A 22,789-nucleotide genomic window follows, 5' to 3' on the forward strand; every position below is an offset into this window, starting at 1 on the left:
CCTATTGCTTCATTATATGATCAGAATTTCTAACCGGTTCCCAGTCAAATTCGCAAAGACAATCTATGACACGGTAACGATTGGTATTGATGAATGCAGGCAGTGTAAAGTCTACAAATTGTTCGCGTTTTTCTTTCTTTTTTCTCTCGACCACATGCCCATTTTCATCTAAGTAGAAAATTTTGCCATTGGCAGCTTCTGTCATACATTCGTAGATTTGGTAAGCAAAATTATTTTCATAGCTAGTTCCTTCAAATAGAAAGGAAAATACAGAAAGATCGATTCCAGAGTGATGTAATTTCACTGCGGTGTCACATAGTTTGATACCCTCTTTACATGAATCCATTCCATCAGAGATCAAAAGAACAGTTTTCCGGTTTGATGCTGAAGTAAATAACTGACTAGCCTCATTAAGCATCCTATTTAATGGTGTCCACCCGTAAGGTTTTACCCTAGTGATTAAATTGCTCAACTCTAGTCTTCTATTTTCCCCAATTCCAGACTTCAATATGGGCGCTAAACCACACTCACCCCCTACAGTGATAGCACCTATATTGATTCTGACATTCGCTTGCTTGAGGATTGCCAGACTTAACTCCTGCATAACCATGAATCTGCTTACTTGCTGAGCCCAATCCACTGGATCATCCATAGATCCTGAAATATCCATAACCAGTACGATTTCATCATAATTATTGACCAAAGATATCATCTGACCTATTTGCTTTGGAAGATGTTGCAAATTGATGGAGCGTAATTGATTTATCAGATTGAGAGAGTCTTTCTTTATACTGTCCTGATGTATTCTCTTCTTTAATGCTTCTGTTTCGAATGTGAAGGCTCCATTAATGGGAAGCTCTTTACCACAATTTAGAATTCGAACTTCGACGGTATCTAAATTTTTAAGAGCGATTTCATGCTCAGGATCCAAAATCGTCGCCTTTTTATAATAGGTATACGCATTTATAAAGTCTTCTACTCTTAAAATACTGAAGTAATATCCTTTTCCATCACTGCTAAGAGATCGTGTAACAACCTTAGAATAACCACAAGCCACAAGAATATCTGCCCAAAGGTCTAAATCTGGAAACTCAGAACGTTCAATTTCATATTTGGCTCGATGGAAGGATTGGTAAGCATCATGAAATTTTTCAACACCACCTTTCATTTCGATGATGCCTCGATAGTAGAGTTTAAGCGCTTTTCCATTATGGTTGCTATTTGACATCATGTCTAACCTCAAAAACTTTTCTAAATTTTCAAGATCTTTATTCTTAAAGAAGAAGTCCATGGCCTTTTGTTGTATGGTGTAGTCAAAGACTGAAAACTCATAGGCTTTGTTAAAATGTTTGGTTGCAAGTGCCTCATTATTCGCTTCAGCAAATTCTTCTGCTAAACGTAAATGTTTATAAGCAAGGCTGTCCTGACTGTATATAGCACCTATCTGTAAGAGACCTAATAATAGAGGAATAAAAAGACGAGGATAAAAAGAAAAGAGAATCATAACGATATAAACAAAGGGTTCAGTGTATCGCTATATCATATAGTGTGGGTGTGAAAAAGGATCAATTGGTTACGCATTAAAATTTAACGCGTAGGCGACACTTTAAATTTTAGCAATACAAGATTCGATTCGACTAAATCTATAAACTCTTACGAATATCCGTCCGAGGTATTGTTCTAATAGATTTATTGAATGTCTAATAGACCTTTTTGATATAAAATAGAATTACCCTTCAGTCGAATTGCAGCTTGCATAGGATTAAAGACATTAAGAGTGCCATTGTTCGTGAAGATAGAGTTACTTTCACCGAAATAACCGTTCAATGTCGGATTTACGATTTGCAAAGTTCCATTATTTATAATTCTACCCTGATTCCTAATACCATGGGTCGCACTTCCTAATAAATCAATTTGAGAAGAAGGTGAAATTTGCAGAAAACCAAAATTTTGAATGGCGTCTATGGTGATGGTGTTTGTATCAAATACAAGTACAGAATCTAAAATTCCATTTACTGAAGCTTGATCACATGTGGAAGGTGTCCTTCCAATATCCCATTTGGAAGCATCTGTCCATTGACCTTTACCACCATTCCAAGTGAGCTGTTTACAAATCTTATTAATGGGATTTTGCAAGGGAAGTTTGAAGGTATCAATATCCATTGAAGGACATCCCAGAGCTCTAATTCTAAAATAAAATTCGGAAGCACCTACTGCTGCATTGGCAACCATAAATTCATTTATATTCGTATTAAATTGTCCTCCTACTGTTTGTAATTGACCATCTACATAAAAAGGAGATTCTATTTCAAAGTTTGGATCCAAAGGATAGTTGACATTCAGAAAGGCAGGGATTATTTCCTCTTCATCAAAGCTTCCATTTTTTTCTTGAATGACCACGTTTAGATTACTAATATTGGATAGTGGAATGGTATGATTAGGATCGTAAAGAATACCGTTGTTTGAAATAGGTAACGTCGAGTTATTGATCCCGTAACCCAAGTGCCTATAAATACCGTCATTTGTGAATGTCCCATCGTTTACAAAGGTTCCAAAATTACAGATGTTACCATTGCATGCTTCATTAGTGAAAGAGCAAAAAGGTTCTATTTCAATTCCAGTGGCAGAAAAGTCTCGACCTATTTCTATAGTTGATGAATTTGTAAAAACACCAGGTGCTATTCCACCAGTAGTAAATTCATCGATAAGTATTCCTGCCATCTGAGCAGTATCAATAATGATTTGACCGTTGTCTTTATTATTGAATGTGCCACCTTGCATAAGAATACCGTACTGCGTAGAATTTTTTATCTCAATTATGGCTTGATCTTCATTGAAAAATTCTGCAGAAAGTGCATAAACAAACAAGCCACTGTTTCCTGAATTTGTGATCGTAATTTTCCCGTTATCTTGGTTAAACACGTCTTTTAAACACTCTATACCGTAAAGCTCTGAATCCGAGATTTCTAAAAAGCCTTTGTTATAAAACTTTGCTTGAGACGACAAAGAGGATTGTACAAAACCGCTTTGACCAGAATTCAGAATGCGTATGTGAGCACCGTCAAAGTTATTAAAGTCCTCATCTGTATGATAAACACCGATATTGCAACCAGTAATATCCATGGTTGCAGTACTAGAATTGCTAAAATCGCCATCTATAGTAATTCCAGTATTACAGTTGTGAGCTGAAATAACACCAAAATTATCCCCGCCTTGAAAATATAAACCGTTATCAAGGTTATCAACAATAATACTAGCTCCAAACCGATTAATAATAGTTCCTAAAAAGCCCTTACCCGTTTTATTGGCACCAGTAATTTCTATTGTTCCCGTATTGATGAGATTTTCACAATTGATTGCATAGCCTATCGGTTCATTCACAAGCAATAAACCTCTATTGAAAAAAGGCGTTTCATCCGCATCAATTAAATTAGCATTATTAACTTGTAGGGTACCATTATTGCTAAGCTCACTCGATCCCGGTGAATTGGTTCGAATATCGATACCCTCAGTATAAATTTGAGTAAAGGATGTAGTGTTATTATTTATGATAGTAGTATTAGTAGCCTTAATACCTGTAAAAACATCAGATATTAGGAGCGTTCCATTGTTTACAATTTCTGCGCCATCAGAAGTGGTAATCCCCACATTATCTCCTTGTCCATCCAGCTCAAAAGATGCAAGAGCTGTTATGTTTAATTTTCCCCGCAGATCCAATGTTCTTGCGAAAGCTTGATAACTTAAAGGTATGTTGACGGTGACTGTGGGATCATAAATGGCCACATTATCATTAATCGTTGGAGTAATGCCGGTATTCCAATTAAATCCAAATTGCCAACTACCTGTTTCTAGACCCACCCAATATGTCACAGCGATTACAGGCATCGATACATCAAATTGCACGATATCTTTACAATTCGAATTGTCGTTTATTTCGTAGTAAAAGCGAGTAAGTCCATTTGCATTAGCGTTTGGAACCCATGTATTAGTTGTGAGGTCAACAGGACCAGCGGTTATAGTTAATAAGGCGTCCGCAAATACGTCGGAAATTACGAAACCGCTTGGCAAAGACGGTACGAAAAATACTGAGGTATCACCTGTTCGTATTTCGGACGAAACTTCGTTTGTCCATATACTTTGAACGTCGAAGTCTAGAACATTGAAGCTATTGTTGATATCTTCAATTGAAGCATAATTAGCCAAAAATGTATTTGAGGCATCTATATCATTATCACCATCGAAATTTTGCCGAAAAAAACCGTAATTAGTAAAGCTACCCTCGATAAAGGATAAACCGTTGAGAAGAACGGTTTTTCCGCAAGAATTATTGATGAACTCAGATAATGTATTTTCAATCTTAAGGGCAATACCTTCTGTAGTGGAACCAAGTTGAAGAATGCCTTCATTAACAAAAGTACCTATCAATAAATGCAGAGAAGCCTTTCCACAATTGGTTATAGTTACCTTTCCAAGTAAAGTTGGATCATTATGATTCGTAAAAACCTGGCCATTCCATATTAACAAACCTTCTTCAGCCGCCTGATCAATAAGAATTTCTCCATAATTATGAAATTCTACATCAGAAGCTTGAGTTCTAAAGTAAATTTCTTCTCTTGGCGAAGTTTGAACTTTGATGGTACCATAATTGGTAACGTTTCCCCAGGCATCAAAAGCTCCGTCCTTAATGATAAGTTGTCCGGAAGGATTAATGGTAAGGTTTCCAAGCAGGCGCACATACTTCGCTCTGGCGGTATAGCCTACAGGTATAGCTATGTTGTCGCCATAGAAAGTAAAAACAGAATCAGAGGCGATAGGAATTCGTCCTAAATCCCAGTTGCCGCCATCGTCCCATGCAATACTATTGGTTCCGGTCCAATATATTTGAGTTGCATGAAGTGAAAGGATGGTAAGCATAAAAGCAATTAACAATAATGGTCTCATAGCGTTAAATATTAAGTTCTAAATCTATAAAGACTTTGAACTTAAAGGATCACCCGAGAGGATGATTTTAGCTATATTTTTTAATGCTGAATTCATAAAAAAATCTATTCCTGTAACAGTTGCTTTATATCCTCGAGGGTATTGGCATCCTCTGGTTTTTTATCCTTTCGCCAACGCAAAATTCTGGGAAAACGGAGCGCAACTCCAGATTTATGTCGCCTGGATTCTTGTATTCCTTCAAATGCAATTTCAAATACGTGGACAGGCTTAACTGCATTCACAGGACCAAAACGTTCCAAGGTGTTTCTTCGAACCCATCTGCTGATTTCTTGAAATTCAACATCTGTTAATCCTGAATAGGCCTTCGTAAAAGTGACTAAGTTTCCTTCCTCATTCCATAACCCAAAAGTGAAGTCAGTAAAGAGGTTTGCCCGACGACCATGACCACGCTGAGCATAAGTCATGACTGCATCTATCGTGTATGGATCGACTTTCCATTTCCACCAATCTCCTTTTTTACGTCCATTTCTGTAGGGAGAGGCCAGGTTTTTTAACATAAACCCTTCCGTTTTACGTTCTCTCGCTTCTTTAATTAGCTTCCGCAGGACATCCCAATCATTAAATTCTATCAATTTAGACAAAATGAGATGTTCACTTTTGCTTTGAGATGCTAAATCTTCTAATAGTGATCGCCTTTCTGCAAAGGTTTTGTGACGCATATCCTGACCGTTGAGCTCGAGCAGATCATATGCCATGAATACTACCGGAACATCTTTAATTAATTTTTTCCCTACGGTTTTTTTACCGATTCTTTTTTGCAAATGTTGGAAATTCATCGGTTGATCTTCGTAGTAAGCCAATATTTCCCCATCTATAACGAAGTTTTCGTTGATGCCGTTTGGAACCGTGTGTAACTCAGGAAAACGGTCCGTAACCAGTTCCTCTCCTCTAGACCATATAAAGATCTCGCCTTCTCGATAAATATATTGACCTCTAATACCATCCCACTTCCACTCAGCACTCCATGTGTCTGCAGACCCCAAATCTTCCAATTCTTTTTCTATGGCATAAGCTAAATAGAATGGATACGGCCTGGAAATAGCATCCTTAAAATCTTGAGAAAGCATCAGTTCTTCGAAACTTGTATCAAATGGAGACCAATCTCCCATCAGTCGATGGGCAATCTTACTGTCGTCTACTTCCAAATACTTTCCCAGTGCTTTGGTGATGAGCCGTTGGGAGATACCCACCCTAAACCCTCCGGTGATCAATTTATTTAAAATAAACCGTTGATTCTTATTCAATCCCGACCAGGCAGTAATAATCCAGTCTTTTTTGACCGAATCGTCTTGTTTTTTCAGTTCAGATATTTCGGTAATCCATTGACTCAAAGATTTATCAATCTGATGCTCATTGGCCGGTAGGACAAGCGCAATTGTTTCTGCTAGATCTCCTACGATATGATAACTGTTTTCAAAAAGCCAGGCGGGAATATTAGCCAATTCCGCAGCCCACTCTCTTAATAAAGTGGTGCTGATCGTTCTCCGTGGTCTTCGATGTGTAAATAAAGCGATGGCCCAAATTTTATCTTCATCAGGAGCTTCATGAAAAAACTCTACCAAAGCTTGTACTTTAGCATTGGTAGAGGTTGTCTGTTCAACCTTAGTAAATAGTGTACTAAACGCCTTCATCAGCAACAACTTCTTGTTCTACTTCATCCCCTTCATATTCCGTTTGGAGAATTTGTGCGTCATAGCCTAACTCCTGAAGATACTTAGAAAAGACATTTACATAGCCATGTGTTACCAGAATCTTGCTCGCTTCTGTAGCTGAGATGGCGCTTAATAGGCCATTCCAGTCTGCGTGATCACTTAATACAAAACCCCGGTCAACAGCTCTGCGACGACGAGCACCGCGCAGATTCATCCAGCCTGAAGCAGAAGCCAGATCAACGTTTTTCATCCTCGAAATGTAGTTTGAATTCATAAATCCTGGTGGGGCAACAATTAAACCTCCTGTAAGGCTCTTTTTATCCATTTCAATATTTAAACGCATCGTATCCTGGATCTCAAAACCTTCAGCCCGGGCTATTTCGTTAATGTTTTCAACAGCATTGTGACAATAGATGGGACCGATCGTTCCATCCAGACCACTAATGACCCGTTGGGCTTTACCCAGTGAATAAGCTGAAATAAAACTGACTTTGCCATCCTCTTTATTGGTGTTCCACCACTTGTTGATTTCATTAAAGACAGTTTCTTGTGGTTGCCAATTAAAGACTGGTAATCCAAAGGTGCATTCGGAAATGAAAGTATGACATCTTAAGGGCTCAAAGCCTCCGGAAAGCTGATCATTTTCAGTTTTATAATCACCTGAAACCACCCAAACCTCACCTTTGTGTTCTACCCTGATTTGTGCAGATCCTATGATATGTCCTGCAGGATGAAATGAAAACTTAACGCCATTAACGGTTATGGGTTTTCCGAAGGGAAGTGAATCGACGTTCGTAGCTTCTAATCTGTGCTTGATGATTTCTCGCGAAGCGTCTACGCAAACATATTGAGCCGATCCGGGCCTTGCATGATCTGCATGAGCATGAGTAACAAATGCCTTTTTTACGGGCTTCCAGGGATCAATATATACATCTGCCACGGCACAGTATATTCCTTTATCATCTTGTTCGAGCAGTTGAGGCATAAATGATCTTCTATACAGTAGAACGAGAAGCAAAGTATAAAGTTCGTTGCAGACTTATTGATTGGTAAAGATTAACTGACCAGTTTTCCCTATAGAAATAATTCCATCTCCCCAATTGATAAAGCTATCATTTGCAGAATTTCTTACCTCCATGATCCCGTCAATTCGGAGTTGTCCATAGTTTTCTATAAAGTTGTTAATTCTTGTATAGAGTTGGGCGTCTTTTTGAATCCATAATCTTCCCGCAGTGAAGGCACCTCCATTAGGATTACTACCGATGGCAAGAGTTCCTGAATTTAGGTAGGGCCAATTAATAGCATTTGCCGGAACAACAACGGTTCTATTGATATCTGGTATCGTACTGTAATTCCAGTTGTCTACAACATTCCAACCTGTACCAACTGCGCCAGTCCACGTAAATTCACGAAGATTCAGAATCATGTCGTATCCATCACCGCTTCCACCCGCATAAATAAAGGGATCGATGGATGAAGTAAGAAGAGATAGGGTGTATCCATGATTACTTCCACCTTGAAAAATATAATATGATGGAGAGGCGATTTCTGAAAAAGAATAACCATTTCCTTGACCTCCAGCAACCAGGTAATTGTTGCCTTGAGCACTTAGTTTCTTTTTTGCATACCCATTGCCTTGTCCACCCTTTAATAAGAACTCAGATCCATTGTAGTTTATAGTAATCGACTGATAACCGTTTCCACTTCCGCCCTCGTAAATAAAAGCAGGTTGTGCATGACATATACCGCAGCCTAACACTATAAAAATTAATATATTATGTAAGCACTTCAATTTAAAGATTTCTTACTCCTCTCCCGCCACCACTAGAACTAGCTCCTGAAAGTGATAGTCCTTGACCAGAAACTGAAGAAGAATTTGCTATACTAAGCTTAATGGGAAAACCTGCGCAATCTGTGTCTGGCCAGTTGACAACATTTGCATTACCATCAAGTGAAAGCTTTCCATCTCCGTGATTACCGGTATAGGTAAGGCCTTCTTCATAATCTACATAAAAATCGCTGGGATTATTCCCCAAATCGATTACACCATAGTAGGAAGCGTTCGAAAGTTCCCTTGTGGGATTTGGCGCTATCGCATTGAAACCTACTCTCAAAACATCATTAGCATAAGTGCTAACCCCTCCTGTAGTTCCCGATTCTGTGTACTTCTCTGTTGCAGTTCCCTCATCAATAATAGTGGATCCATATACTAATAATGAAGAGCCCCAACTAAATTCACCGGGAACAGCAGGCAAAGGCCCTCTACTGGCTTTTTCATACTCTAAAAAAGACATCGGCCGCAAACCTGCCCAATCCAGATAAGCAGCCCAATTCTGGGAACAGATGTAATTCATTGCCCGCCCTAGACCGTCGTCGCTTTCGTTAGGAACACCATCACCATCGCGATCACAAAAGAAAGTAATGTTTCCATTACCAATGTCAGAAGGACATCGGATTACATTACCATTGAAAGTAGTTGGTTGATCAGCCATAACGTAGGTATTGGTAACCGACGTTCCAGAAATATCTGCCTGCACATTATTCTCTTGTTGGTTTCTCGGTAAACAATTTAAAAAATCGACATATTGCTCCTGTGTTATGCTGTATTTCATAGAATAGAATGCTTCAAAGCCCTTCGGAAAGTTTGGATCAAGATCTACACATCTACCTGTAGAAGTAGCACTTGCGATATCTATGTTTGTTGAACCAGAACCGCAAAACAATCCGGCTTCACTGGTGATTAGATAGCTTTTACTGATGTCATCACCAGGTGTAATCCGGCTTGTTGACACACCATCCCCGGCATAAAAGTTTCCTTGAGGAATGTAGACCATCTCTACGCCGAAGACCTTGAAATCTTGAAAGGCACCTTCGGGATTGCTAATCTGTGCTTGAAGTTGAACAGTACTTGTGCCATTTCCATCCGCCGATCTTCTTACGAAAAAGCCTACATTGTCACTAGAAACAATTGTTTCGTATCCGGAAGTAGCTTGCGCACTGGAAATGTTGCCATGTGTCCAGGATGGTCCACCATTAGGTGCTTGTTTTATGAAAATCCAGACCGCATCGTGAAATTCAAGCCCTTGTCTCCAGCTGTTTTCCCATTGAACGGTGAATGTCAAAAAGTTACCACTCAAGGATACACTAGAAATGGATAAGTTATTAGCGTTGGTGCCTAAGTGACACAGAATAAATAAAATTGCAATTGTTATTCTTTTCATTGTATTCTAAAATTAATAAGAGCCAAATTATTTTTTTTTTGTAAATTATCATTCACCCATAGGGGTGATATACGGCTTAGATTACGATTCTTTACGTTCTTTTTTACTTTTTATCTCATTCAATATAATCTTAGAATAATACTATCTTCAAACAAGTATGCTTAAGTCGTTTCCAATGAAGTTTATTTACCTGCTCTTACTACTCGCTATTTTCTTTAAGTGTAATACCAAATCAGATAGTGCAAGTAACACAATATGTGTCCGCAATGTAAACTTGGTTGATCCGGAAAATGGATTGATTAAAAATCAAAATTTATATATAAAAGACCACCTTATTTATAAACTAAAAAATAGTTCACAGGATGTGGTGCCTAAAAATATATTCATAATTGAAGGCGAAGGTCTTTATGTAATGCCCGGTCTTTGGGATGCTCATGTTCACTTTGCCTACATCGAAGAACTTGCTCCTGCCATGTTTGACCTTTTTCTACTCAATGGAATTACAAGTGTTAGGGACACCGGAGGGAAGATTGGTTTTGTGAAAAAGTGGCAGAACCGTTCAAAGCAAAACCCTGAGCATACACCCAGGGTCATGATCGCAGGGCCACTTTTGGATGGGGAACCGAATGTTTATGATGGAAGTGATGATCAACATCCAGAGCTTTCTGTCGGCCTCGAAGACCAGGCTGCGGTAATAGATCAGGTAAACTTATTAGATTCAATAGGGGTAGACCTTTTGAAAGCATATGAGATGTTAACTCCTGAGCAGTTTTCTACCATTATAAGGATCGCCAATGAAAAGGACCTGAAAGTGACCGGACACATTCCTTTAACCATGGATGTTATTTCTGCTTCAAATGAGGGACTGCACAGCATGGAACACATGAGAAACCTCGAAATTTCATGTGCCTCGAATTGGGAGGAACTGCTTTCAAATCGAAGAAAATTATTGGCACAAGGGAAAGATAAAAATGGTGCGATACTAAGAACCAATATTCACAATACGCAGCGTCCAGAGGCCATATCGAATTATTCTGAAGATGTCGCTGATCAGGTTCTGCAAACGCTCAAGAAAAATGACACCTGGCAAATTCCAACACTGACCTTGAATACGCTCTTTAGCCGTAGGTATTTTGATCAATATGCATGGACGGAGTACTACAAGTATTTACCGGATAGCATTGAGCAAGAATGGAATAAGAATTCAATCGAATTAGCAAAAATGGAAGTTTCAGATTTTAGGAAGACTTATGATGAATGGAACAAAAGTATGTTCAACAAGATATATGAAAAAGACATTTCGATAATGGCCGGGACCGATACTCCCATTGCTTACTTAACACCTGGTCTGAGTCTGCATGAGGAGCTGCTAGCTTTTGCGGATGCGGGAATGAATAATGAAGATGTACTGAAAACAGCAACTATCAATCCAGCGATTTATTTTGGTTTAGAGCATAAGTTAGGTCGAATAAAAGTGGATTATATCGCTGATTTAATTCTTCTAACAGAAAATCCTTTAGAGAATATTTCCAACACTCGTAAAACTGAGAAGGTGTTCAAAAATGGAAAAGAAATAGATCTTGATGCCCTGAGAACTAAGCTTGAAGGAATGAAGTGAGTCTGATCACAAAAGATCTACTTATCGTGCACTTAAGGCATAAACAGCAAAAGTTCCCAACCAGTGTGTGCCCTCATAATGTTCGCTGGCAATATTCGGCAATGTCGCTTCGAGATGTTCATTTGCAGCATCAATCAGTTGGTCCCTCAACTTATCGTTAAAGATCACTCCGGCGATACCAAAAAAACAAGTAGCTCTGCTGAGGTTTAATCCGTCAAGATGAACAATCTTTGGGTCGGATCTATCCGAAACATCTGCTGGTTCCATCAAACTTTTCAAATCTTTTTTATCTAAAAAATCCTCAAACCAATTGTTAAATGAATTGGGATCCAACACCCTTCGCATCAAATTAGCTTCTTCCAGGCATGCGGATAAAAAATCCTCACCTGACGGCTCCCAGGATGCAGGACAACCTTCGTCATCCAGATAATACTTCAGTGCTGCTTTTTTGATATACCATTCCAGCTCTTGCTGACCTGTTGTAACAGCATAGTCATAGGCAAAGCTGAGACCAAATGCCGTGTTGGGATGCACACCTGTACGTACAGGGTAAGTTTGTATCAGAAGAAATTCTTCATACTTCTGAATAACAAGATCCACCAATGGCTTCAGATTAGTATACCATCGCTTCGCATTGGGGTGATCCCACTTATAGAGCTCTTCTGCCAATTTCATCAACCAGGACCAACCATACATCCGCTCCCAGGATTTACTTTCGGATTTCATATACGCTACTTCCTGTAATATGTTTTCAGGTGTCAAACTAATATTTAGTTTATCGACCACTACATTTCTCGAAGCCAGAGATGGAAAGTTTCTAAGTAAATGAACAAGCATCCAATGACCGTGAACAGAGGAGTGCCAGTCGTAACAGCCATAAAAGGCAGGATGCAGTACTTTTGGACTGGCTATCATACTCGAGTCCTGTAGCAACTGATTGAGTTTGTTAGGATATTCCTGATGAATGCAATTTATGGCAAGTTGCGCAAGAAAATCAGCACCTTCGTGGGTCAAACCCAATGATCGATTTTCATTAAATTTCAAATATGTTTCTTGCTGGCCCTTCCCTGTTAAAACCCCAAGTAGCAGCGATACGATTAAAAGCAACCTCATTTTTGAAATATATCTTAGTTTTAAGTCGATGAAACAGAAATTCACGGCTAATATCCTTTTTTTAGTTGGGATTAATATCCTTATCAAGCCATTTTACGCATTGGCAATTGATACTTCGGTTCAAAACATCGTCGGACCTGAAGAATACGGTCTTTTTCTGGCCATATTCAATTTCGTTTACATCCAACAAATTTTCTCTGATTTAGGTGTTCAAAATTTCAACAACAGAGACATATCGCAGAACCCGGAGAAATTGCCCCAAGTATTGCCCAAAACACTAGCCTCCAAAGTTTTGTTTTCGATTGCTTTTGTGTTGATCACGCTTTTTACTTCCTGGATTTTTGGGTATTTAAAGTACTTGGAGAGCATTCTAATTTGGGTAATAGGCAGTCAGGTTTCTTTGTCAATGCTGCTTTATTTGAGAACCAATGTTTCAGGTTCCGGTCGCTACTTCACAGATAGTTTCTTCTCGGTTCTTGATAAGTTGATCCTGATCATTTGGATGAGCTATGTTATATGGGGTAATCCCAATGTTGTGGACGTCACCATTACGTACTTTGTCCAGGTTCAATTCTACAGCATATTGATTACAGAGATTTTTGTTTTGTTTTACACTCATAAAAGGCTTTCTCCCATTCATCTTCATTTGGATTGGAGCTTCGTTGGCTCACTTCTGAGGGAAAGTTTGCCATATGCCACCCTCATTATCCTCATGGCCGGATATTCTAGACTGGATGGAATCATGTTAGAACAATTACTCGACGACAACGCCAGAGAAGCTGGAGAATATGCCAGGTCATTCAGGCTTTATGACACCTTTAATAATTTTATGTTTCTTTTCGCTGTATTGCTTTTGCCTATGTTTTCGAGGATGCTTAAAGCAGGAGAAGATATCAATGCCCTGGTTTTATGGGCGTTCCGACTATTGCTGTTCAGCAGTTTCTTCGGTGTCATCATGGTATATTTTCACGGTACGGAAATATTATCATTTTTTTATGATGCAGCAAACGAGGGGGTTTCGCACACCTTTTTATGGCTTATGATTGCAGGTGTTTCATTGAGTCTCAATTATATATATGGAACACTTTTGACGGCCAATGGTAATATCAAGACACTTAATGGGATAGCCATAGTCGGTTTCATTATCAATATAGTTTTCAATTTTGTTGCGATTCCAAAATACGGAAAGGAGGGCGCAGCCGGTGCCACCGCTGTGACACAAACCATTGTTTTGATTTTTCAAATGTATTTTTGTTTCCAGTACTTTAAACTTGAAAGTCCATTAAAAGCAGTGAGTAAAATCATACTGGTCGGTATAATTTCTGTTCTTTTGTTTTTCTATTTCGAAACATTGACCTACATACACTTCGGCACGAAAATTCTAATCGTAGGAATACTTTCCTTGGGACTTGCGTTTATTGTTGGATTGATTAGGAGATCAGACTTTAAGGTGGTCTGAGATATGGCCTAGTTTTCATACATTTGCGGAATAACTAGAGGACATGGATAGTAAGGATAGTTTAATGTCATTATTAAAGACATTTAAAAAGTGGTTCCGAGCCATTTTTATAGTCTGTTCGATTGCGGTCGTAGGAACCATTATCATCTCTTTGATGATGGACAATTACTATAAAGCCTCTACGACTTTTTATGCGGCAAGTTCTGATCTGGCAAAACCCGCCCCCATAGGAGGATTGGAAATAGACATCGAATATTACGGTAGAGATGAAGACATAGATCGGCTCTTATCGATTGCCAACTCTGGTGAAGTAGCCACCAGATTAATTGATGAATACAAGCTGGCTGAACACTACGAGATCAAAAATGAAACACAAAAGGGGAAATATAGGGTTCTGGAAAAATTCTACAAGCTGTATTCTGCTCAAAAAAATAAGTACGATGCCATAGAGATTTCAATGGAAGATACAGATCCAGAGCAGGCCAGGGATATTGCCAACAGGGCCAGGGATTTAGTCAATGAAATTGCTCAGAGAACCGTCAAGAGTTCTCAACAGTTGCAGATTGATAAGTACAAGAAAAATATTGATAGGAAGACCACTGAACTGGATTCTTTAACCAGCAAAATAGAGAGGGTAAAAGAAAGGTATGAAATTTTTGATTCGAGAAATCAGGGAGAAGCATTGACACAGGCCTTGGCTGAAGCCAGATCGCCGGATCAAATTAGAGTCATCGAAGGTAAGATTTCGGAATTTGCTAAAGGAGTCTCCAAAGTTGTGGTGATGGAACAGGAGCAAAGAGAATTTGGACTTCAATTAAGTTTGGATAAAGAGCGCTATAAGCAGTTGTTAAGTGCCAAAGAATCCGATTTCAAGGCCGTACATTTAATAGAATCTGCGGATATTCCAATGGTGAAATCGCGGCCCCGTCGATCGATCTTGGTGATTGCTGCCGGTTTGGTTTCGCTGTTCTTTTGTCTCCTTGCAGCGGTTGTAGTTGAAAAAGTTAGAAGTATTAACTGGAAAGCATTGTAATGAATGTATTGTTGGAAAATCCCGTTAAACTGTTCGGGCTGCTTTCAGCTGTATTCCTGGGTTGCATCTTTGGAGCATTATTAACAGAAACGTATGTATTAGCATTAATCCCTTTCGCTTTAATGGTAGGGTTTATCAGTCTGTTGGATATCTCGAAGCTGTATTATCTGCTCATTTTAGTGATTCCATTGACCATTGAAATTTATCTACCAAATGGATTGGGAATCGATCTCCCCGGAGAACCCATACTGATCGCAATCACAGCACTGTCCCCCTTCTTGTTATTGCTTAAATTTAGGAAATCTGCGACGGCTTATATCAACCATCCGGTTACTATTGCTTTGCTGTTTCACCTGATGTGGATTTTGATAGCCGCGGTATTTGCTGAAGAAAAAGTAGTTGGTCTTAAGTTCTTAGTGGCAAAGATCTGGTATGTCGTTCCATTCTATTTTGTAAGTCTTTACATTTTTAAAACAAAACAGAATTATCGCGCTTTTTTCTGGACCTTGATGATACCATTGGCAATTACGATTATTTATGTATTGATTAAGCATGCATCCGTTGATTTTGCATTTTCTGAAGTCAATTATTCAGTAAGTCCGATTTACAGAAATCATGTCAACTACGGTCTGCTCATGGTAGCATTCATACCATATGTATGGGCATTTTATCATTGGTATGAGCGCGGAACAGTGGAGCGACTCATATTATTGGGATTGGGTACAATGATGTTGGTAGCGATCTACTTCACATACACCAGAGCAGCACAGGCTGCGGTATTGTTGGGAGTGGTTTGCTATTTTATCATTAGGTTTCGATGGCTGATTTCTCTTGTACTGGCAGGTTCCATTGTGGTGGTCTTATTGGGGGTTTTCTTTGTCAATGGTTCACGCTATCTGGATTTTGCTCCTCAGTACGAACGAACGATTACCCATACGAACTATGACAATTTAATAGAAGCGACAGTAAAGTTAGAAGACATCTCGACCATGGAACGTGTAAATCGCTGGGTAGCTGGTGGGCACATGATCCATGAACGACCTTGGACAGGTTTTGGTCCTGGCAACTTCTACTTTAATTATCGAAACTACATGGTCAGCAGTTTTGTGACCTATGTATCTGACAATCCGGACAAATCCGGAATTCATAACTATTACTTAATGACTTTGGTGGAACAGGGGATACCGGGTCTTTTGGTTTTTCTTGGCTTACTTATTACCATATTAATTTATGGGCAGAGGGTCTACCATCAGCTTGAGGATCGTGAGTTGAAGTTATTGGTCATGGCGGCAACGATCTCCATAATGTTGATCGCCATCACGATCTTTATCAATGACTTATTGGAGGCATTAAAAATAGGAGGATTGTTTTTTATAGGAGTAGCGATTATAGTGAGAGAGGGAGTAAGGGCAGGAAGTGTCCGCACCACATAAAATGTTTAGATAGATTTGCGAGCCAGAATAAAGATTCATAATTTAAAGCATCCTGTTCATGAAAAACTTTAGTATTATGAAAAACATTAATTTTCTTTTTTATTCTTTTTTATTCTTTTTTATTCTGGGTATATTCTCATGTGAGAAAGGAATGCTTGAAGAACAGCACCATGAAATTACAGTTGAAAACACCATTGACAAGCCATTAAATCCTAAGGATTTCAAGTTTAATGGCAATTACTTTGAGTTTGAGAATTCAGATCAATTCTTATCCCTAGCACACCAATTACAAGATCTTAGCCGAAAAGATTTCTTGCAATTTGAGCAGGAGATCGGATATCAATCTGTTCAAGGAGACTATTACCGGGTAATAGAAGAATATGCTCAAATAGAGACGGAGGAAGAGTTGGAGCTTTTCTTCACGAAAAATGAAAACAAGGTTAACTTTGTAAAAGTAGAAGAGGATTTTACAGATGTTGAACCATTATTAGTTCACACGACCAAATATGCCAGAATGCTTGTCGGAGACTCCAGGATCATAAAAATTGGAGATGATATTATGCATTTGACTGATCACCGCCAGTTCATATATGATCAAAGTTTGTTATACTCTTTGAAGGAAAGAATAGATAGCGATGAATACGGTGATTTTGAAAAGCAAGCTGAGGTTTATGATTTGGCAGAACTGGTTCAGCAAAGAAATCCTGCCGTTTTGCAAGAAGCTACTAGAGAGGTAACACCAGGACCGTGGTATTGTAAGAGAATAAGGGTTCGTGGTAGAATATATTACGAATTCTTCGTTCCGGGTGGCAATACTCTGAATCCACAGTGGACCTTTGAAACAAAATCATTTAGAAGATCAGGAGGTATTTGGTATTCGACAGATGCCAACAACAGACTCACCTATGATTTTGATGCAGACATTACTACAGATCAAGGAACAACATATGAAAGTTTCTTCTTGAATTGGGCGGTAGAGCAGGATGATCCACTAATTGAAAGAACGGTGTCAATGACGGTGCCTGCAGGAAATAATCCAGGATATCAGTTGAATACAGATGGAACTTCGAATCATCGATTATCTAGATTTGTGAACGGTTGTGATATTACAAACTTGCAGATCGAACAACCTTTACTATTGAGCCAATAGAATTCATTAATTAATTACATGAACAGGATATTTTCTTTAATCGAAGATGATGAATAAATATTGCAGCACACTTATATATTTACTATTGCTTTATTTAGTGAGTTGTTCGCTTCCGGAATATACAAGTGAAGTAAAGCCTTCAATTCTTGTCTTTAGCATTATAGAGCCTGGGAAGCTTATTGAAGGAGATTTTTGGTGGCTTAAAAATTTTGAGGATGAAAAAAATGAGCAACAATTATCTCTTAGGCCCGTATTATATGAAGATAATGTTAAAGTTTTTGAAGGTGAATTACACACATCACAATTTAAGACTCCAGTTGCGGCAAAATTGGGATCTTTCTATAGACTAGAATTAGTTAATAAAGAAAAGGATGATTTTTATTACACAAGTAAAGAATATAGAACTTTAGAAAGGCCATTAATAGACTCTTTAGGTATATATCAAGTAGAAGTTGGCAGATTCAATCATGTAAACCATATAACAGATTTTTACTTCTCCAATCAAGAAACTCAAAGTTCATATTTCATGTACAGAACAGAAATACCACTTCTTGAAGGACAAAATCCAATTGAAGAGGATGATACAATTAGATTTAGATGGGGAACACCACCAATGGGCAGCTATTGTTATGAAATAGGTAATCCGGGTTTGATAATGGAAGGATTCGATATTCTCAATATTTCTTGCCTGGAAGATAAAAATAATCTAACCTTGGAAGGACCAAAGTTACATAACCCGACATTAATAAAATTTAAGTTTTGCAATATAGATGATCATACCATTAATTTATTTAGACAAATGGTTTATAATATATCATACGAGGGTGCTCACTACAACCCCTATTTCTTAGCACACTTAAATCTTAAAGACGACTTTCCCAGATCTGAAGACAATTACGAAATCATATTAAACACAGCTTGCGTCGATACGACCTTAATATTATAAATCATATTTAGTATAAAAGATGTTTACGAATCAATTTAGGTTAATCCACTTATGCTTAATACTTTCAATCGTGACTAGTTGTTCAAAGTCAAACTATTTAAAAGAAATAGAACCATCAATATTATTTATAAGTGAGATAAATCTTGGTGAAAATATAAGTGGAGAGTTTTGGTGGCTAGAAAGTGTATTGATTGACACTAATCATCCCAAAAAGTTGCTCATACCTTATATTTATGAAAATGGAAGATTAGTTTATAAAGGAGATGCAGTTTCTAAAAGTTTTAGATCTCCGTTAATCGCAAAGGCAGGTTCACAGTATGAAGTAATGTTATCTTCTGAAGATAATAGCTTTACCTATAGAAGTAATGTTTATAAGACACTAGACAAACCTAATATTAATTCAGTTTCTATAGAAGAGTACTTTTTAGGACAATTTTTAAGGCCTCATAATAACATTGAGTTTCTTATTGACACTCTTTCAATTAGAGATCCATATTATCTTTACAAGGCTATCAGATTAGATCAAAATATGGACACGACGGATGGTCAAGATACTTTTGACACAAGAAGATGGGACCCAGTAAGAGGTAATTCTTGCTACGAATTGGAAGAAAGTATCAATCAAGAAGGAGGATTTAAAGTTTATAATACCTCTTGTCAAGAAAATAAGGGAAGAATACTACTTACCGGAAGAAATCCGGGAAATGACGAAGTTATATCTTCGAAGTTTACGATCTGCAATATCGATGAGGCCACCATAAATTTCTATAGACAAAGCAGCTATAATATAGCTTACGATGGCGCTCACTACAACCCTTATTTCTTAGCACACTTAAACCTTAAAGACGACTTCCCCAGATCAGGAGACAATTATGAAATTATACTAAACACAGCTTGTGTGGATACAACCTTGAACTTCTAATTTGAAAAAAAGATATTTAACAAATTCAAGATGAGAACTAGTTATTTCAAAATAAGTCTTAAGATTTCTAAAGGAATTATGCTTTTAATGATAATTAGTTGTTCATTACCAGAATATACAAGTGAAGTAGAGCCCTCAATTCTTGTCATTAGCGTTATAGAGCCTGGAAAGCCAATTGAAGGTGAATTTTGGTGGTTATCTGGAGTTTTTAGCAACTCTAATGAAAATAAAGAAGGGCTTATTCCTACTATTTATAGAAACGGAGTTCAGATATATAGGGGTAAAAAAATTGACTCAGTCTTTAACACAACGATTGTTCCTGAAAAAGGAACTGTTTATGAAATAGAATTATTGACAGAAGGAGACACTACAGTTTATCGGAGCTCTAAAATCAAAGCTTTGAAAACCCCTACGATCACCTCGGTTATTGTTGATGATTCTGTTAAAGTGGATCAATATAATGAAAACAGATATGATCAGACTGTCACATTTCAAGTTGAAAAAACCGTTGAAATGGATCCATATTTTATATATCAGATTGTCTGGGATTCTACATATGCATATGAAAGAGACAGAGATACGTTCGCCACTATGTTCTGGGACCCATTTCAAGAAAATACGTGCTCTGAATTAGGTTCAGCTTTTGCGTTTCCAGGAGAATTCAGATTATTGAATTTGTCATGTTTGGAAGAGAATAAGATTGTTCTAAATGGGCAGGGAGACGTAAGAGAAAAAAGAGATCTAACTTTTACCATTTGCAATATAGATGAACCTACCATCAATTTATTTAGACAAATGGTTTACAATATTTCCTACGATGGTGCTCACTACAACCCTTATTTCTTAGCACACTTAAATCTTAAAGACGACTTCCCCAGATCAGGCGACAACTACGAAATCATTTTAAACACAGCTTGTGTAGATACCACACTATATTTTTAGATGCACACCATGAAAAACTATTTAATACTCTTCATATTATTGATCATACCACTCCTCAATTATTCGCAAGCAGAATACATTGTGACCTTCGAGGTAGTCAACTCCCAGGGAGAATCCGTTGATTTTGCTCATATTATCATTGACCAAAAAATCGTAATCAATACTAATGAGGAAGGAAAGGCAACTATTGCTTTGGCAGAGGGTCGACACCAAGCCATATTCACTCATATTGGCTACTACGAGAAAACGATCAACTTCAATCTTGAGAAAAACCAATCGCTTCAAGTTACTTTAGAATCCAGCACCTTGGATGTGATCGATATATTTGCCAAAAGTCGTGATAGAATTGATCAACTCGAAGATCTAAAGCTCAAAGATCTGAAATCCATACCAAGTGTAACCGGAACAGCTGATGTGATCAATACCCTTACCCTCTTGCCAGGCGTTTCTTCTGCAGGAGACGGTAATTCAGGCTTCTCCGTTCGAGGAGGTGAGATCTATCAAAATGCCATATTGCTTGATAATGCATTGGTCCTTAATCCCAGTCATTTATTGGGAGTATTATCAACGGTTAATACCAAAGTTGTAGAAGATATCAAGCTTTATAAAAACCATATTCCCGCTCAATTTGGTAACGCCAGTGCATCGGCTATTGATATCAAAATTAAAGAAGGAAACCAAGATTCCCTTCGATATGACCTCGATGTGGGCTTGACCAATAGCAGTATCTTAATAGATGGCCCGCTTACAGAAAAACTCACATTTATGGCTGGTGCTAGAACAGCATATATAGGAGTGGTGTTACTACCAGTATACATCGCGTATCTTGCCGGAAGAAATGAAGGCTATGCCAACTTCACTTTTTATGACTATAATCTCAAGTTGGACTATCAACTATCTAATAAAGAAAAACTATCCTTCCATATTTACGATAGCCAGGACTACTTTATAGGCAAAGGGCGTGCGGAGAACATATCAAAAGGATCCACAAGATATGGGCTTAGAAATCAGATTTATTCGCTGAACTATAAAAAACAATTAAACCAAGGGCGATTCCTCGAAAGTGGTATAAGTCTTTCTTCTTTTAAAACCAGTCATAGAACAAGTATTGTCGAAAACCTAGACACAGACAGTCCAGATAGAATGAGATCAATTCGGAAGTCTCCGTATAGATTGACAAATGCTTATTTGGCTATTAACAACAATCTTAGTAGCAAGCATCTTCTTAGATATGGAGTCCAAATGGATTACATATACTCCTCTCCGGCTGTTTTTAAATTTTCAGAAAATGGACAATCCTACACGCAGCCTTCTACTTGGTTTCATACTGGGAGTGTTGGAGCTTACATAGATAATGATTACGAGCTTACAGAATCCATTGATCTAAACTATGGCCTTCGACTCAATAGCTATATGTCTACAAATAACCTGCAATTTGTTATTGAACCAAGAGTCAGACTAAGAAAGTCGATAAATGATAATTGCTTTTTAGAAGCATCCTATAATAAACTGTCTCAGAATAGGGTGCAATTCTCTACTCGAAGCGGTTACTACACCGTAGAATACATCTTTCCGCTTTCAGAGCGTGTGCGCGCGCCTATTACACATCAATGGAGTTTGAGTTATGTGCAAAATCAGATGTTTAATAACAAAGTGAATATGATTACATCCCTTTATTATAAAGATATAAATCAACTTACGGGCATCGATAAAGAGATTGGACTTGCCAATAGTTATGGTAGAAATTATGAACAATACCTTGCAACTAACGGAAAAGGTCAGGCGTTTGGCTTAGAATTAGGGTTTACCTATGACGATACGAGAAACAATATTACGCTTAATTATCATTATTCTAGGTCCATCCGTAGATATGAAGTGATCAACAACAACACTTGGTTTCCTCATGCCCTGGATCGTCCACACGAGACGAATTTGATCTATAATTATACGACCAGTCGAAACTGGACCTACCTTATGAATTTCACCCTAAATAGCGGAACGCCCACAACATTGCCTACTGCCATCGTTGAAATAGGTGAAGAGCCGATTTATTTTTTCGGAGAGCGAAACAATTATAGGTTACCTATTTATCATCGTCTGGATCTCGCTCTTATCAAGCGTTACAAGACCAAAAGAAATCGAGAAGCGCAGTTCACGCTCGCTATCTATAATGCCTATTTTAACAAGATTGCTAATGATGTTGTAATCAATAAAGACGATATTGATGGGAATTACTACATGCATAAACTTGCTGTCTTCCCATTGTTGCCAAGCTTTAATTACAACATTAAGTTTTAAG

General features: G+C 38.0%; 16 protein-coding genes. 9 read left to right on the plus strand and 7 right to left on the minus strand.

The features are described 5' to 3' along the window. Nucleotide 1: 1 nt before the first annotated feature. The 6 genes from L2567_RS14150 to L2567_RS14175 form a co-directional block, all read right to left on the minus strand. Nucleotides 2-1,504, minus strand: a complete 1,503-nt coding sequence (locus L2567_RS14150; protein ID WP_235298449.1) for a vWA domain-containing protein — start codon at nucleotides 1,502-1,504, stop codon at nucleotides 2-4. A gap of 185 nt (nucleotides 1,505-1,689) precedes the next feature. Next, nucleotides 1,690-4,941, minus strand: a complete 3,252-nt coding sequence (locus L2567_RS14155) for a hypothetical protein (RefSeq protein WP_235298450.1) — start codon at nucleotides 4,939-4,941, stop codon at nucleotides 1,690-1,692. A gap of 104 nt (nucleotides 4,942-5,045) precedes the next feature. Beyond that, nucleotides 5,046-6,632 carry an ATP-dependent DNA ligase gene (locus L2567_RS14160; RefSeq protein WP_235298451.1) on the minus strand — a complete coding sequence of 529 codons (1,587 nt, stop codon included), beginning with the start codon at nucleotides 6,630-6,632 and terminating at the stop codon, nucleotides 5,046-5,048. Beyond that, nucleotides 6,619-7,638, minus strand: coding sequence for a ligase-associated DNA damage response exonuclease (locus tag L2567_RS14165; protein WP_235298452.1), 1,020 nt, complete (start codon nucleotides 7,636-7,638; stop codon nucleotides 6,619-6,621). Before L2567_RS14165 ends, L2567_RS14160 begins: the two co-directional genes overlap by 14 nt. Before the next feature lie 54 nt (nucleotides 7,639-7,692). After that, nucleotides 7,693-8,412 (minus strand): hypothetical protein, encoded by a 720-nt coding sequence (locus tag L2567_RS14170; protein ID WP_235298453.1) that lies wholly within the window; start codon nucleotides 8,410-8,412, stop codon nucleotides 7,693-7,695. A gap of 34 nt (nucleotides 8,413-8,446) precedes the next feature. Continuing rightward, a complete protein-coding gene (locus L2567_RS14175; RefSeq protein WP_235298454.1) occupies nucleotides 8,447-9,874 on the minus strand; it encodes a hypothetical protein in 1,428 nt (475 codons plus the stop codon). Between the two features lie 175 nt (nucleotides 9,875-10,049). Between L2567_RS14175 and L2567_RS14180 the strand changes: the two genes are divergently transcribed. Continuing rightward, the gene (locus L2567_RS14180; RefSeq protein WP_235298455.1) at nucleotides 10,050-11,492 is read left to right on the plus strand and encodes an amidohydrolase family protein; all 1,443 of its coding nucleotides are present in this window, start codon (nucleotides 10,050-10,052) and stop codon (nucleotides 11,490-11,492) included. Between the two features lie 21 nt (nucleotides 11,493-11,513). Here L2567_RS14180 and L2567_RS14185 read toward each other — a convergent pair whose 3' ends face one another. Then, nucleotides 11,514-12,605: a DUF2891 domain-containing protein gene (locus tag L2567_RS14185; protein ID WP_235298456.1), complete on the minus strand. Its 1,092-nt coding sequence runs from the start codon at nucleotides 12,603-12,605 to the stop codon at nucleotides 11,514-11,516. A gap of 28 nt (nucleotides 12,606-12,633) precedes the next feature. Between L2567_RS14185 and L2567_RS14190 the strand changes: the two genes are divergently transcribed. The 8 genes from L2567_RS14190 to L2567_RS14225 all read left to right on the plus strand — a co-directional run bounded on the left by L2567_RS14190 (nucleotide 12,634) and on the right by L2567_RS14225 (nucleotide 22,788). Beyond that, on the plus strand, nucleotides 12,634-14,064 hold the full coding sequence (locus tag L2567_RS14190) for an oligosaccharide flippase family protein (RefSeq protein WP_235298457.1): 1,431 nt from the start codon (nucleotides 12,634-12,636) through the stop codon (nucleotides 14,062-14,064). Nucleotides 14,065-14,107: 43 nt separating this feature from the next. Then, nucleotides 14,108-15,097 (plus strand): GumC domain-containing protein, encoded by a 990-nt coding sequence (locus L2567_RS14195; protein ID WP_235298458.1) that lies wholly within the window; start codon nucleotides 14,108-14,110, stop codon nucleotides 15,095-15,097. Further along, on the plus strand, nucleotides 15,097-16,530 hold the full coding sequence (locus L2567_RS14200) for an O-antigen ligase family protein (RefSeq protein WP_235298459.1): 1,434 nt from the start codon (nucleotides 15,097-15,099) through the stop codon (nucleotides 16,528-16,530). The genes L2567_RS14195 and L2567_RS14200 overlap by 1 nt, the downstream gene beginning before the upstream one ends. 76 nt (nucleotides 16,531-16,606) lie before the next feature. Further along, complete coding sequence (locus L2567_RS14205) at nucleotides 16,607-17,680, plus strand: hypothetical protein (protein WP_235298460.1); 1,074 nt, start codon at nucleotides 16,607-16,609, stop codon at nucleotides 17,678-17,680. A gap of 49 nt (nucleotides 17,681-17,729) precedes the next feature. Continuing rightward, complete coding sequence (locus tag L2567_RS14210) at nucleotides 17,730-18,626, plus strand: hypothetical protein (RefSeq protein ID WP_235298461.1); 897 nt, start codon at nucleotides 17,730-17,732, stop codon at nucleotides 18,624-18,626. A 70-nt stretch (nucleotides 18,627-18,696) separates the two neighbouring features. After that, nucleotides 18,697-19,548, plus strand: coding sequence for a hypothetical protein (locus L2567_RS14215; protein ID WP_235298462.1), 852 nt, complete (start codon nucleotides 18,697-18,699; stop codon nucleotides 19,546-19,548). 87 nt (nucleotides 19,549-19,635) lie between these two features. Then, nucleotides 19,636-20,490, plus strand: a complete 855-nt coding sequence (locus tag L2567_RS14220) for a hypothetical protein (RefSeq protein WP_235298463.1) — start codon at nucleotides 19,636-19,638, stop codon at nucleotides 20,488-20,490. Between the two features lie 9 nt (nucleotides 20,491-20,499). Further along, entirely contained in the window at nucleotides 20,500-22,788 is a 2,289-nt protein-coding gene (locus L2567_RS14225) for a TonB-dependent receptor plug domain-containing protein (protein WP_235298464.1), read from the plus strand. Nucleotide 22,789: the final 1 nt, after the last annotated feature.

Origin of the sequence: Portibacter marinus (assembly GCF_021533195.1) — a bacterium.
GTDB lineage: Bacteria > Bacteroidota > Bacteroidia > Chitinophagales > Saprospiraceae > Portibacter > Portibacter marinus.

Excerpts from the sequence above, each read along its gene's own strand:
- L2567_RS14150 (WP_235298449.1), bottom strand. The coding sequence starts at position 1,504 with ATGATTCTCTTTTCTTTTTATCCTCGTCTTTTTATTCCTCTATTATTA.
- L2567_RS14155 (WP_235298450.1), bottom strand. The coding sequence starts at position 4,941 with ATGAGACCATTATTGTTAATTGCTTTTATGCTTACCATCCTTTCACTT.
- L2567_RS14160 (WP_235298451.1), bottom strand. The coding sequence starts at position 6,632 with ATGAAGGCGTTTAGTACACTATTTACTAAGGTTGAACAGACAACCTCT.
- L2567_RS14165 (WP_235298452.1), bottom strand. The coding sequence starts at position 7,638 with ATGCCTCAACTGCTCGAACAAGATGATAAAGGAATATACTGTGCCGTG.
- L2567_RS14175 (WP_235298454.1), bottom strand. The coding sequence starts at position 9,874 with ATGAAAAGAATAACAATTGCAATTTTATTTATTCTGTGTCACTTAGGC.
- L2567_RS14180 (WP_235298455.1), top strand. The coding sequence starts at position 10,050 with ATGAAGTTTATTTACCTGCTCTTACTACTCGCTATTTTCTTTAAGTGT.
- L2567_RS14185 (WP_235298456.1), bottom strand. The coding sequence starts at position 12,605 with ATGAGGTTGCTTTTAATCGTATCGCTGCTACTTGGGGTTTTAACAGGG.
- L2567_RS14190 (WP_235298457.1), top strand. The coding sequence starts at position 12,634 with ATGAAACAGAAATTCACGGCTAATATCCTTTTTTTAGTTGGGATTAAT.
- L2567_RS14195 (WP_235298458.1), top strand. The coding sequence starts at position 14,108 with ATGGATAGTAAGGATAGTTTAATGTCATTATTAAAGACATTTAAAAAG.
- L2567_RS14200 (WP_235298459.1), top strand. The coding sequence starts at position 15,097 with ATGAATGTATTGTTGGAAAATCCCGTTAAACTGTTCGGGCTGCTTTCA.
- L2567_RS14205 (WP_235298460.1), top strand. The coding sequence starts at position 16,607 with ATGAAAAACATTAATTTTCTTTTTTATTCTTTTTTATTCTTTTTTATT.
- L2567_RS14210 (WP_235298461.1), top strand. The coding sequence starts at position 17,730 with ATGAATAAATATTGCAGCACACTTATATATTTACTATTGCTTTATTTA.
- L2567_RS14220 (WP_235298463.1), top strand. The coding sequence starts at position 19,636 with ATGATAATTAGTTGTTCATTACCAGAATATACAAGTGAAGTAGAGCCC.
- L2567_RS14225 (WP_235298464.1), top strand. The coding sequence starts at position 20,500 with ATGAAAAACTATTTAATACTCTTCATATTATTGATCATACCACTCCTC.